7 protein-coding genes are annotated in these 13,133 nt (G+C 66.9%); 2 read left to right on the forward strand and 5 right to left on the reverse strand.

The window, feature by feature from the left end; all coding sequences use genetic code 11:
* Positions 1-47 precede the first annotated feature (47 nt).
* The 5 genes from AC2YHT_RS00960 to AC2YHT_RS00980 all read right to left on the reverse strand — a co-directional run bounded on the left by AC2YHT_RS00960 (position 48) and on the right by AC2YHT_RS00980 (position 11,139).
* On the reverse strand, positions 48-2,894 hold the full coding sequence (locus AC2YHT_RS00960; RefSeq protein WP_487287734.1) for a TIM-barrel domain-containing protein: 2,847 nt from the start codon (positions 2,892-2,894) through the stop codon (positions 48-50).
* A gap of 52 nt (positions 2,895-2,946) precedes the next feature.
* Positions 2,947-4,584: a DUF5597 domain-containing protein gene (locus tag AC2YHT_RS00965; RefSeq protein ID WP_487287735.1), complete on the reverse strand. Its 1,638-nt coding sequence runs from the start codon at positions 4,582-4,584 to the stop codon at positions 2,947-2,949.
* A gap of 490 nt (positions 4,585-5,074) precedes the next feature.
* Complete coding sequence (locus AC2YHT_RS00970; RefSeq protein WP_487287736.1) at positions 5,075-6,592, reverse strand: tryptophan halogenase family protein; 1,518 nt, start codon at positions 6,590-6,592, stop codon at positions 5,075-5,077.
* 31 nt (positions 6,593-6,623) lie between these two features.
* Complete coding sequence (locus AC2YHT_RS00975; protein WP_487287737.1) at positions 6,624-8,138, reverse strand: tryptophan halogenase family protein; 1,515 nt, start codon at positions 8,136-8,138, stop codon at positions 6,624-6,626.
* 121 nt (positions 8,139-8,259) lie between these two features.
* On the reverse strand, positions 8,260-11,139 hold the full coding sequence (locus tag AC2YHT_RS00980) for a TonB-dependent receptor (RefSeq protein ID WP_487287738.1): 2,880 nt from the start codon (positions 11,137-11,139) through the stop codon (positions 8,260-8,262).
* A gap of 401 nt (positions 11,140-11,540) precedes the next feature.
* On the opposite strand from AC2YHT_RS00980, the gene AC2YHT_RS00985 reads away from it, so the two are divergent.
* The gene (locus tag AC2YHT_RS00985; RefSeq protein WP_110117983.1) at positions 11,541-12,482 is read left to right on the forward strand and encodes a 2-dehydro-3-deoxygalactonokinase; all 942 of its coding nucleotides are present in this window, start codon (positions 11,541-11,543) and stop codon (positions 12,480-12,482) included.
* Complete coding sequence (locus AC2YHT_RS00990; RefSeq protein WP_487287739.1) at positions 12,469-13,089, forward strand: 2-dehydro-3-deoxy-6-phosphogalactonate aldolase; 621 nt, start codon at positions 12,469-12,471, stop codon at positions 13,087-13,089. The genes AC2YHT_RS00985 and AC2YHT_RS00990 overlap by 14 nt, the downstream gene beginning before the upstream one ends.
* Positions 13,090-13,133 lie beyond the last annotated feature (44 nt).

The following is a 13,133-nucleotide window of genomic DNA, read 5'->3' on the forward strand; positions in this document are numbered from 1 at the left end:
GGGCCCGGCGTCGCCGCCGGGCCCTCGCTGGCTCACATGATGTGAACCTACTTCCGGGTCAGCACCACCGGCTGGCCCTCGTATTCGACGGTCAGGTCGGCCGCCGCGTCGAAGTCGGTCGGCTTGGCGCCCTTGCCGATGAAGCGGACCTTGAAGGTGCGCTTCTCGACCAGACCCTTGAAGCCGCCCGAGCGGGCGCCGATGGTCACCCGACCGCTGGCGTCGTCATAGGAGATCGGCGTGCGGGCCCAGGCGCCGCGGGCGTAGCCGTTGGACAGGCCGTCGTCTTCATAGAGCTCGTACTTGCCGTCCTTGCCGGTGAAGACCAGCAGGGTGATCGGCGCGTCGGGCTTCTCGCCGACATACTGCTGGACGTCGGTGGTCGGCACGATGGCGCCGGCCTTGACGAACAGCGGCATGCGGGCCAGCGGCGCGTCGGCCTTGACCGTCTGGCCGCCCTTGAAGGCCTTGCCGGTCTCGAAGTCGTACCAGGTTCCGGCCGGCAGGTAGACGCCGCGCGAGCGGGCCTTGAACTGCGTCACCGGGGCCACGAGGAAGTCGTCGCCGAACAGGTACTCGTCGGCGACGCTGCGGGCCTTCACGTCGGCCGGATAGTCCATCACCAGGCCGCGCATCATGCTGCCATCGCGGTGATAGGTGTCGGCCGCCAGGGTGTAGACATAGGGCATCAGCCGGTAGCGAAGCTCGTCGTACCAGGCCAGCGACTTGTAGACGTCGCTGCCTTCGTCGGCGAGTTCGTAGATCTCGCGGAACGGCAGCTCGCCGTGGCTGCGGAACAGCGGGCTGAAGGCGCCGAACTGGAACCAGCGCAGGTTCAGCTCCTGCCACTCGGCCCAGTGGGCGGGGTCCTTGCTCTCGTAGCGCTTCTCGACCGAGAAGCCGCCGATGTCGGTGGTCCAGTTGGGGATGCCCGACATCGACAGGTTCACGCCGGCCGAGATCTGGTCGCGGAAGTCGTCCCAGCGGGCCACGACGTCGCCGCTCCACACCGCCGAGGCGTTGCGTTGCAGGCCGCCGAAGCCCGAGCGGGTCAGGATGAACGGACGGACGTCCGGATTGTCCTTGATCTCGCCCTCATAGACGCCGCGGGTGTGCTCCAGCGCGTAGCTGTTGAAGTACTCCGCGCCCGGGCCGAGCGCCGTCGGGCTCATGCGCAGGGTACGCTCGGGCACGTCGACATTGGAGTGCAGGTCGGGCTCGGAGGCGTCCATCCACCAAGCGTCGACGCCGTAGACCTTCAGGTTCTTCTTCACCTGACGCCAATAGATGTCGCGCGCTTCCTGGGTGTAGGGGTCGTAGAACGAGTTCAGATAGCCGGGACCCACCCAGTCCAGCGCGCCCTGCTCGACATTGCGGTGGTACATGTGACCGGCCGCGTCGAGCTCCTTGTAGTTGTCCGTGGTCGGATAGAACTTCGGCCAGATCGAGATCATGAAGTGGGCGTTCAGCCCATGGATGTCGTCGATCATCTTCTGCGGGTCGGGGAAGCGCGTCTCGTCGAACTTGTGCGTGCCCCACTCGGGGTCTTTCCAGTAGCGCCAGTCCATGACGATGTTGTCGAGCGGCAGGCCGCGCTTGCGGTACTCCTTCACCACGCCGACGATCTGGTCCTGGGTCTCGTAGCGCTGGCGCGACTGCCAGAAGCCGTAGGCCCAGCGCGGCATCATCACCGCAGAGCCGGTCAGGTCGCGATAGCCGGCCACCACCTGATCCAGGTCGTCGCCGCCGACATAGTAGTAGTCGATGGCCTTGCCGACTTCCGAGGTGAACTGCAGCGAGTGACGGTCGGCGCTCGGCATCGGGTCGTTGTGCAGCAGGCCGATATAGCCGTCGTCCGGCGTCCACTCGACGCGGATCTTGTGCTTCTTGCCTGGCGTCAGCTTGGCGTCGAAGTTGTGATACCAGGGGTTCCAGTTCTGGCGCCAGCGGTCGATGACCAGGTGGCCGTCCAGCCAGACCTTGGCGTAGCTGCTCGAATAGAGCTTGAAATTGTGCTCGCCGGCCTTGTCGGTCTGGATCGCGCCTTCCCACACCACGGTCTGGCCTGGCTGGAGCTTCTTCTCGGCCGTCTGCAGCTCCGAGGGCCAGTTGGGCAGGTCCTTGAGGAAGCGGTAGTCGATGTCCTTCTCGACCCGCGTCACCTTCAGCTGGCCGTTCTGGTAGTACTTGGCCGTGAAGCCGCCGGCCTTGCCGTCGGCGTCGAAGATCTTCAGGTCGCGCGAGGCGACGTCATAGGGGATCGGGTTGCCGAAGCGGGTGATCGAGTTGTTGTCCCACAGCAGGCCGTAGCCGCGCGAGGACAGCAGCATCGGCACCGCGATCGAGCGGTTGTACTGCAGCAGTTCGACGTCCTGGCCATTGTAGTCCATCTGGCCGTTCTGGTGCTGACCCAGGCCATAGAAGGCCTCGTCCGTACCCGGATTGAACTGCTGGCGGACGACGTAGAAGTCCTGCCCCTCGACCTTGGTCGGGGTGAAGGCGCCGCGGTCGCGCTCGCCCAGAATCTTGCGGCCCTTGGCGTCGAGGAAGTCGACCGTGCCGTCGCTCAGCGAGACCTGCGCCGTGGCCTTGGCCGTCTTCAGCGTCAGCACCCCGCCCTTTTCGTCGACCGTGAAGCCGGTGGTGACCGGCTTGGCCGTGACCATCAGGCTGGGCGGGGCGTCGAAGGTGTCGGTCGGCGAGGCGGTGACGTGGATGATCCGCTCGCCCATCACCTGCAGCCGGACCTTCTTGGCCGGGCCCGAGGCGGGGGTGACGACCACGCCGTCGGCGGTCTTCTCGAAGGCCCCGTCGAGGGCGAAGGCGCTGGTCGAGGCCAGCAGGGAGAGGGCCAGGCCAGCGGCCAGGCCGCCGCCCCGATAGATGCTGCGCATGTCTTCGTTCTTCCCTGTTCTCGTTGTCTTTTTGTGGGGAGAAACCGACGACCTAGTAGGTCGCCAGCTTCACCTTCAGGATCTGGGGCAAGGTGGTCAGGTTCAGGCCGTAGTCGACCTGGTCGCCGTTCCAGACGCGGTCGAACACCCACTGGCCCGCCTCGTCGAAGTGGCCTTCCTCGACCCGCGAGACCATGAACTGCTCGCCCTTGGCCGAGCCGAAGGTCAGGCGGGCGCGATAGCCGGTGATCAGGAACTCGTCGGGGCCGAGCTGGGCGATCAGGGCGCCGGCGTCGGGGATCTCGCGGTCGGGCTGCTTCTCGGCCTTGGCCATCCACGGCGCCTCGATCGAGCCGAACTGCCATTCGCCGTAGGTGACGCGCACGTTCCAGCGGCCGCCCAGGTCGAGGGTCTCGGGCTTGCCGCCCTCCTGCTCGCCCACGCCCCAGACCTTGCCCTCGAACGAGAGCTTGGCCCACTCGCGGGCCATCGGGGCCAGCAGGCGGTAGTGGACGCCGAAGTTCTCCAGCGTCTTGGCGTCGACCGTCTTGGCGCCGAGCGGGTAGTTGGAATAGCCGGTGTAGTCGAGGCCGAACGGCGCGAAGCCGATGCCCTGATGGCCCAGCACGTCGTAGATGTAGCGGGCGTAGGCCTTGTCGCTGCCGATCTCCGGCACGAACAGCGGATTGTCGGCGCGGCCGTACTGCTCCAGCGTCTTCCGGACCTTCTCGCTCTCGCGCATGTAGATGTCGGGGGCCAGGGCGTCGATCGACGGGGCGGCGGCCTTCCAGACGTCGAGCACGTTCCAGGTCGGGCCGCCCGACGAATAGGTGAACGGGTCCTGGTCGTGGAAGGGGTCGCGCAGGGCGGCGTTGACGTACATCGGCAGCGGCAGCTCGCGCTTGCCGGCTTCGGCGATCTCATCGACATAGCGGCCGATGGACCAGGCGTAGAAGAACTCGTCGGCGTCCTTGCCGAACACGTCCTTCCAGGTCCCGGGCTTCTTGCCCATGGCCTTGAGTAGCTCCTTCGGAACCTGCCCATCGAAGATCTTCTGGGCGGTCGGCGAGAAGTCGCGGATGGCGCTGTAGGCGCCGACCTCGTTCTCGGGCTGGACCATGATCACGGTGTGGTCCGGGTCGGCGGCCTTCAGGTGGCGCATCAGCGCGACGAAGGCCTTCTTGTCGGCCTCCAGCGTCGCGCGGAAGTGCGGCGACAGCGAGTTCTTCATCTCGCCCTTGCCGTTGATCAGCCGGGGGAAGCGCTTGTTGTCGAGCTTGACCCATTCAGGGGCGTACTGCGGGCCGTTGTTCTTCCAGGTGGCGAACCACAGGATCACCAGCTTGGTGTCGTTCTCGCGGGCCTCTTTCAACAGCAGGTTGACATAGGAGAAGTCGAACTTGCCCTCGACCGGCTCGATCTGCTCCCAGGCGACCGGGATCTCCAGGGTGTTGGCGTTCAGGGCCTTCACCGCCGGCCACACCTTGGGCAGTTGCGAGGGATAGTTGGCGGCGTTGTTGGCCTGGACGCCCAGCATCAGGAACGGCTTGCCGTCGACCAGCAGGGCGTGCTTGCCGTTCTTGGTCACCAGCTTGGGCAGCGGGGCTTGGGCGAAGGCCGGGGCGGCCAGCGACAGGCTGAGGATCGCGCCTAGGGCGGCGAGCCCGTGCTTACGGGTTCGAAACGTCACGCGAAAACCTCCTGCTGGCCGGCTGGTCGGACCTTAAGCCTGCATCGAGCGTTCGCCGCGGAAGTAAGCGCTGTCAAAGGGAATGGACATGTCCCCTCGCCTCCTCCCGATCCGGCGGTCGCGCGAGAGACTTCAGCCCCGCCAACTCGTTACCGCTACCATTCTTATAAATAGGACAATTAGCCGAGGCAGCCGCGATTGCAACCGGTTTTCACGGCCTTCGTCGAGCGTCACGTCGCTCAGCAACTCTTTGTAACAGTTGGATAAAAGGCAAAAAAATCCGCGCATCGCCCGCAGGAGGCGATGCGCGGTTGAAAAGACTTCGCGCGAGACCGGGGAGGTGGTTCGCGCGGCGCGCTGGCAGACCTCGCAGGAGATCCGCACGGCCGAACAGTCGCTTTCGCGACCTCGGCGCCACTCGTCATATGTATAATCATACAAATGACGGCGCAAGGGAATTGATAGCGTTGTCAGCCCATTTTTTGCGGGATCACGCCTCCGCGCGGCAATGGCTGGCGATGAACGCCTCGTGGGAAGGCAAGGCTTGCGCGGTCTGGCGCACCGCCGCCTGGATCGCGCCCAGCTGACCGCGCAGGGCCGCGCCGTCGATCAGGTCCGCCAGGGGATCAAGTCGCTCGGGTCGCGCCCCCTGCCCCTCCAGCACCGCCAGCCAGCTGTGCTCCTTGAAGAGTTCGTTGGGCTGGACGTGGATCCGGCCGTGGCCGCGATAGAGGTCGATCTTGCGACGCAGGCTGCCTGGCAGGCTCATCGCCTGGCAGTAGCGCCACAGTTCGGTGTCGTCACGCTCGCCGACCGCGTAGTGCAGGATGACGAAGTCGCGCGCCTCCTCGAACTCCTGCGCCGACAGCCGGTTGTATTCGTCGACCGTGGCCGGGTCGAAGTCGCGGTCGGGGAAGTAGCTGAACAGCCGCGTGATCGCCGTCTGGATCAGGTGGATGCTGGTCGACTCCAGCGGCTCGATGAAGCCGGAAGCCAGGCCCAGGGCCAAGACGTTGCGGTTCCAGGCCTTGCGCCGGCGGCCGGGCGTGAACCGCAGCGGACGCGGATCGGCCAGGGCCTCGCCGTCCAGCCCCGCCAGAAGGGCCGAAGCCGCCTCGTCGTCGCTGATGTGGGCGCTGCAATAGACGTGGCCGTTGCCCGTTCGGTGCTGCAGCGGGATTCGCCAGCGCCAGCCGGCCGCCTCGGCGGTAGACCGCGTATAGGGCGTCAGCGGGCCGACGTTGGCGCTGGGAACCGCCAGGGCGCGGTCGCAGGGCAGCCAATGGCTCCAGTCCTCGTAGCCGGTCTTCAGGGCCTGCTCGATCAGCAGTCCCCGGAACCCCGAGCAGTCGATGAAGAAGTCGCCTTCGATGCGGCGGCCGTCCTCCAGCGTCACGGCCTCGACGAAGCCGTCCTCGTCGCGCAGGGCGACGTCGACGATCTTGCCCTCCGTCCGCCGCGCGCCCCGCGCCTCGGCGAAGCGGCGCAGGAACTTCGCATAGAGCGAGGCGTCGAAATGGAAGGCGTAGCCGAAGGTCGAGAACACCGGCGGCGCCTGGCCGGCCGGCGGGCGCACGAAGCGGTTCAGGGGCGCGGCGCTGGCGGCCAGATTGTAGGCGTCGAGGTCGTCCGCCACCCCCTCGGCCCTGGCCCGCAGCCAGGTCTGGTGGAACGGCGACAGCCCCATCGGCGCGCCGTAGGCCCCGAACGGGTGGAAGTAGCGCCCGCCCTTGCGGCCCCAGTCGCGAAACTCGATGCCGAGCTTGAACGCCCCCTGGGTCGCGCGGACGAAGGCGTTCTCGTCGATACCGAGCAGGGCGTGGAAGAGATGCAGCGGCGGGATCGTCGCCTCCCCCACCCCGACCGTGCCGATCTCGTCGGACTCGACCACCTCGATCGCCCCGAACCGGCCGCCGACCAGCTGCGACAGGGCCGCGGCGGCCATCCAGCCGGCCGTGCCCCCGCCGACGACCACGATCTTGCGAAGGCTGCGATCGGTGTCCTGCATGTTTCCCTCCCCCAAGGGTCTTGTCGTTGTCTCAGCCGATAGGCTCGGCCGCGCAATGCTGGGCGATGAACGCCGCCTGGGTCGGGATCGACTGGGCGGCATGGCGGATCACCGCCCGCCGATGATCCATCAGCCGGCGCAACTCGGCCTCGGGAATGCGGTCGGCGAGCGGATCGTAGGCCTCGGGCACCACGCCCAGGCCGTTGTAGATCGAGATCCAGCTGGGCCGCGCGAAGCCGTCGCCCTCGTGGATCGCCACATGGCCGCGCGCCTTGTAGAGCGCGATCTTGGCCTGCAGGCTGTCGGGCAGCTCGACCTCGCGCACCTGCCGCCACATCGGCTCGTCCCGCTGGTTGATGCAGTAGTGCAGGATGATGAAGTCGCGGATGCGCTCGTATTCCTGGGCCGAGACGCGGTTGAACTCGTCGGCCAGCAACGGATCGCAGCGACGGTCGGGGAAGAATTCCAAGAGCCGCGCGATCCCGTTCTGGATCAGGCTGATCGAGGTGGATTCCAGCGGCTCCAGGAAACCGCCCGACAGGCCCACGGCCACGACGTTGCGATCCCAGAACTTCTTGCGACGGCCGGCCAGGAAGCGCAGCGGACGCGGATCGTCCAGGGCGTCGCCATCGAGGTTCGACATCAGGGTGTCGGCCGCCCGCTGGTCGTCGACGAAGGCGCTGGAATAGACATAGCCGTTGCCGATGCGGTGCTGCAGCGGGATCCGCCATTGCCAGCCGGCCTCGCGGGCGGTCGAGCGGGTGTAGGGCGTCAGGCCGTCGCCGCCCAGCTTGCAGGGCACGGCCAGGGCGCGGTCGCACGGCAGCCAGCGCGACCAATCCTCGAACCCGGCCTTCAGGGTCCCTTCGATCAACAGGGCGCGGAAGCCCGAGCAGTCGACGAAGAGGTCGCCCTCCACCCGCCGGCCGTCGTCCAGCACCACGGCCTCGACGAAGCCGTCGGCGCCGCGCAGGGCCACGTCGACGATCCTGCCTTCGGTGCGCACGACGCCCCGCGCCTCGGCGTAGCGGCGCAGGAAGGCCGCGTAGAGCCCGGCGTCGAAATGGTAGGCGTAGGAATAGTCGTGCAGCGGCGAGCGCGGATCGGGGCTGGGCGGGATGAAGCGGTTCAGCGCCGCCGCCGCCGTCGGCAGCGACCAGTCCTCCAGGCTGCTGTCGTCGCCCAGGGCCCGCAGGCGCCTCCACAGCTGATGGGCCTGCACCTGCTCGTGGTCGGCGCCGAAGTCGCCGAAGCCGTGGAAATAGCGGTGGCCGACCCGGCCCCAGTCACGGAAGTCGATGCCCAGCTTGAAGCTGGCCTGGGTCTGGCGGATGAACTCGACCTCGTCGAGGCCCAGCTTTTCGTTGAAGTTGCGGATGGTCGGGATGGTGGCCTCGCCGACGCCGACCGTGCCGATGGCCTCGGACTCCACGACCTCGACCTGCACCGTCGGGCTGACCAGCAGCCGGCTGAACGCCGCGGCCGTCATCCAGCCGGCGGTTCCCCCGCCCACCACGACGACCTTGCGAATAGGCTGATCCAACACACGCCCTCCCACACGAGCGTCCTCTTGCGCGACGCCCCTCAACAAAAAAGCCCTCCGACGGCCCCGACCATAGCTGGTCCGGATCGTCGAAGGGCCCTTTTTCAGGTCAAGTCAGACCGCCTTAGAAGGCGGCGCGAACCGCGAAGGCCACGCGACGGTCGGTCTCCACCCAGTTGTAGGGGGCGACGCGTTCCGGATAGCCGACCTCGAGGACGGTGCGTTCCTTGAGGATGTTCGTGGCCTGGACGCCGACCTTGTACTGCTTGTTGATGCTGTAGAAGACCGAGCCGTCCAGCTGGCCGTAGTCACGCGACCAGACCGGAGCGTTGACGTTGGCCGCCGAGCTGGTCAGCAGGTAGCGCTGACGCCAGTTGTAGGCCAGGCGGGCCGAGATGCCGTACTTTTCGTACATCACGGCGACGTTGTAGCTGCGGCCCGACATGCCTTCGATCGGCAGCTTGGAGTTGGCCGCGCCCACCTGGGTGCTGTCGAACACGCTGGCCGGAGCGTTGGCGCCGCCCTCGTTGTCGATGAAGGTGTAGTTGGCCTGCACGCCGATGCCCGACAGGGCGCCCGGCAGGAAGTCGTAGAACTGCTGGTAGCCGATCTCGAAGCCCTGGACCGAACCGTCCGAACCGTTGGCGTAGCGGGTGACGGCGAAGTCGATCGACTGGCCGTTCTGGACGTAGGTCTCGGTGCTGGTGGCGGTGTAGATGTAGTCTTTGATGTTCTTGCGGAACAGCGCCAGCGTCAGGCTGCCGGTCGGCGCGAAGTACCATTCGGCGCTGAGGTCGAACTGGTTGGCCTTGGTCGGACGCAGGTTCGGGTTGCCGCCGGTGCCGGTCGCCCACAGGGTGGTCGCCGTGGTGCCGCTGGAGGCGAAGTTGAAGCCCAGGGTCGTGTAGGGCTGCAGCTGCACCATCGTCGGACGCACGACGGCCTTCGAGGCGGCGAAGCGGATCTGCAGTTGCGGCGTCACGTGCCAGCGCAGGTTCAGGCTGGGCAGGACGTCGGTGTAGTCGTTGTTGGCGCCCGCGGTGGTCAGGGTGCCGCTGCCGAAGGCCACGGCGGCGTTGCAGTGCGCGAGGTCGGCGGCGATGACGCCGGTGGCGCAGCTGGTGGTCGGGGCGCTCGAAACCGCGGCGCCGGCGCCGGCGGTGGCTTCGGTCTTCACGATCCGGACGCCGATGTTGCCGTCCAGCGGCATGTTCGTGCCGAACGGGGTGTCGGAACCAAAGCGCAGCAGGCCGTAGCCGGCGTAGGTCTTCTCGTTCTGATTATTGTTGTTGGCGTCGGCGTAGGTGGTGACCGGCGACCAGCCCCAGCCGGCCGTCTCGGTCGACTTCAGCAGGTTGTAGGCGTTCTGGGCGCCGTTGGTGACCACCGAGGCGCTCGGGAACCAGGCGTAGCCCGGGACCTGCACGTCGCCGCCGAAGAAGTTCTTGAAGGTGTAAAGCTCGGACAGGTTCGAGGTGGCGCTGTCGGTCAGGGCGACCGGCGTGCCGCCGCCCCAGTACTGGGCGCTCAGCAGGCTCCAGTTCCAGCTCGACTCGCGGGATTCGAATTCCTTGTCGGTGGCGCGGACGCCGAACCGGAAGGTCTTCAGCCAGCCGTCTTCCGGGAACTCGTAGGTCGCGTCGAGGCGAGCGACCTTCTCGCTGGCCTCGCTCTCGTCGATGTGGTCCATCGCGGCGGCCCAGTAGTATTCCGACTTCACCTGGGTGTTGTTCAGGCCCGAGATACTGACGGTCGGCACCTTGGTGGTCAGGTCCCAGGTGACGTCCGGCAGGTCGTTCTCGATGTCCGTGCCGTCGGCGTTCTTGTGGTCGGTCAGCTGGGTGAAGACGGTCAGGCTCGAGGTCTTCGAGGTCGACTTCACGTATTGCAGGTCGCCCGTGATCGTCCAGGCGTCGTTGACGAACCACTTGCCGTTCAGGGCGATGTCGCCGGTCTTCTTGTGACCTTCACCGGCGCGGGTGTCGGCCGTGTAGTAGGCGTTGTTGACGGTGCCGCCGGTGAACACGCCCGACGAGTTGTAGGTGTAGCCGTTGGCGTTTTCCTGCGTCATCGTCTGCTCGACGAGCGCGGCGCGTTCCAGGTCCTTCGGATCGGCCTTGGAGCCCATGGCCTGCAGGGTGAACTCGAACTTGTCGTTCGGGCGCCATTGGGCGGCGAAGGCCAGGGATTGGCGCTTCTGCTCCCAGTCGACCGAACGCCAGCCCATGGCCTTGGGCACATAGACGGTCTTGCCGTTGACGGTCATCGGGTCGTAGCGGTCGACCGAGATGCTGTTGGTGCGGTTGCCGACTTCCGAATAGCTGTAGGCCAGCAGGGCGCCGAATTCGCCGATGTTGGTGTCCCAACGATCGCTGGCGATCACGTTGCCCGAGTAATAGCCCTTCTTCTGAAGTTCGCCGTAGTTGTAGTCGCCCGAGAAAGCGAACAGGCGGCCCTTCTGGTCGAAGGGCGTGCGGGTGCGCAGGTTGACCGTGCCGCCGATGCCGCCTTCGATCATGTCGGCCGACGGGTTCTTGTAGACGTCGACGCCGGCCAGCAGGTCGGCCGACACGTCTTCGAAGCTCAGGCCGCGGCCGTTCTTGGCCGAGAAGATGTCACGGCCGTTGGTTTCCGAACGCACCCACGACAGGCCGCGAATGGCCACGCCGCCGCCTTCCGCGGCCATCCGGGCCGGGTCGCGCGCTTCGTTGGTGCGTTGCAGGGTGATGCCCGAGATGCGCTGCAGGGCTTCCGAGACCGAGCGGTCCGGCAGGGCGCCGATGTCGACGGCGGTGATCGAGTCGACGATCACTTCGGCGTTCTGCTTGATCTTCTGGGCCGACTGGATCTGGGCCCGCTGACCGGTGACCACGATCTCTTCGACCTGGGTGTCTTCGGTGGTCGTACCGGCGGTCTGCGCCAGCGCTGTCAACGGAGCCACGGCGCACAGCGCCAGGACCGAAGCGCCGAACATGAAACGATGTGAGTTATTGAGGCGTCGCATGCCCGTTTCCTTCCCCAGTAGGTGAATCCGCCCCGGCGTTCTCATCGGCGCCGGTGACGTGCGGGACAACCCGCCCCGCACAATCTGATTGGTAGCTATAGTCATATAATTGTGGTCATCAAGCCAAAATTGATAGCGCTATCATTTCCGCTATAGGCGCCGCTTTTGGGTCACAGGCGCAAACGCTACAAACCTAAACCCCTAGGCGAAACAATGGTCTGACCACACCCACAGGAGGCTGGACCACCCTGCCGTTTGCGCCGATCATTATTATATTATAAATGCCTTGCGACCCGGCGTGAAAGACTCCCGCCAGGCGCGCGTTTAGGGACGAACATGACGCAGGCTGACGACTCCGGACGGCTTCACCAGGGAAGCGCTCGAAACGGGGGAGCCTGCTGATGGTCGCGTCCGATCCGTCCATCACCATCTTCGGCGACTGGGGCACCTCGCGCCTGCGCCTCTATCTGCGCCAGGGCAAGAGCGTGCTGGACCGCCGCGACGGCCCCGGCATCGGCTCGCTGAGCGCCTCGCCCGAACAGACCTTCCTCGACCTCGTCGGCGACTGGCGTGAAGCCGGTCCCGAGACGATCCTGCTGTGCGGCATGGTCGGCTCGCGCAACGGCTGGGTCGAAGCCCCCTACGCCCCCTGCCCCGCCAACGCCGCGGCGATCACCGAGCGGCTGGTCAAGGTCGAGGCCCAGGGCCTGACCGTCTCGATCGTGCCGGGCCTGTCGTGCACCAACCCGCTGGGCGGTCCCGACGTGATGCGCGGCGAGGAGACCCAGATCCTCGGCGCCCTGGCGCTGAACCCGGAACTGAAGACCGGCCGCCACCTGCTGGCCATGCCCGGCACCCACACCAAGTGGGTCGTGGTCGAGGACGGGGCGATCACCTCGTTCCTGACCGCTCCCGTCGGCGAGGTCTTCGCCATCCTGCGCGAGCACTCGATCCTGGCCAAGGCCGCCGCTGGCGATGCGCCCGCGACGCCTGAAGGCTTCGACCTGGGCCTCTCGCGGATCACCGACAAGGGCGCGGCCCTGCTGCCCCACCTGCTGTTCGAGACCCGCAGCCGCCAGCTGATCGACGGCCTGCCCAAGGCCGACGCCATGGGCTTCCTGTCGGGCCTGCTGATCGGCGCCGACGCCGCCGGCGCGGCCGGCTGGTTCGGCCAGCTGGGCAAGGTCGCCCTGATCGGCGCCCCGGCCCTGAACGTCCTCTACGCCAAGGCCATCGCCGCCGCCGGCGGCGACAGCTTCGAGATCGACGGCGACGCCGCCGTTCTCGCCGGCCTATCCTCCCTGTCCACCTCATTGACGCGTGATGCCCATGTCCTTGCCTGACGCCCCGCCCATCGTCGCCATCCTGCGCGGTGTGAAGCCCGACGAAATCGTCGCGATCGCCGGAGCCCTCGTCGACGCCGGCATCGGCTACATCGAGATCCCGCTGAACTCGCCCGACCCGCTGGTCAGCATCGGCAAGCTCTGCGAGGCCTTCGGCGACAAGGCCCTGTGCGGCGCCGGCACCGTCCTGACCCCGCAGGCGGTCGATGACGTGGCCGCGGTCGGCGGCAAGCTGATCGTCACCCCCAACATCGACCCCGAGGTCATCGCCCGCGCCGTCGAGCTGGGCCTGACCGTCATGCCCGGCTTCTCCACGCCGACCGAGGCCTTCACGGCCGTGAAAGCCGGCGCGAAGGCGCTGAAGCTCTATCCGGCCGGCTCGTTCGGCCCGGGTCACCTGAAGGCCGTGCGCGACGTCCTGCCCAAGGACATCGCGGTCTATGCGGTCGGCGGCGTCGGCGCGGCCAACCTCAAGCCCTGGCTCGACATCGGCGTGGCCGGCATCGGCGTCGGCGGCGAACTCTACCGCCCGGGCTACACGGCGGCCGAAGTCGGCGAGCGCGCCCGCGCCCTGGTCGCGGCCTGGACTGCGCAGACCGCCGGCTGAGCCGTCTAACGATCATAACGAAGAGCAGCCCTAAAGGGGGGAAG

It is taken from the genome of Caulobacter sp. SRI_008 (assembly GCF_057586355.1).

Excerpts from the sequence above, each read along its gene's own strand:
- AC2YHT_RS00960 (WP_487287734.1), bottom strand. The coding sequence starts at position 2,894 with ATGCGCAGCATCTATCGGGGCGGCGGCCTGGCCGCTGGCCTGGCCCTC.
- AC2YHT_RS00970 (WP_487287736.1), bottom strand. The coding sequence starts at position 6,592 with ATGCAGGACACCGATCGCAGCCTTCGCAAGATCGTGGTCGTCGGCGGG.
- AC2YHT_RS00980 (WP_487287738.1), bottom strand. The coding sequence starts at position 11,139 with ATGCGACGCCTCAATAACTCACATCGTTTCATGTTCGGCGCTTCGGTC.
- AC2YHT_RS00985 (WP_110117983.1), top strand. The coding sequence starts at position 11,541 with ATGGTCGCGTCCGATCCGTCCATCACCATCTTCGGCGACTGGGGCACC.
- AC2YHT_RS00990 (WP_487287739.1), top strand. The coding sequence starts at position 12,469 with ATGTCCTTGCCTGACGCCCCGCCCATCGTCGCCATCCTGCGCGGTGTG.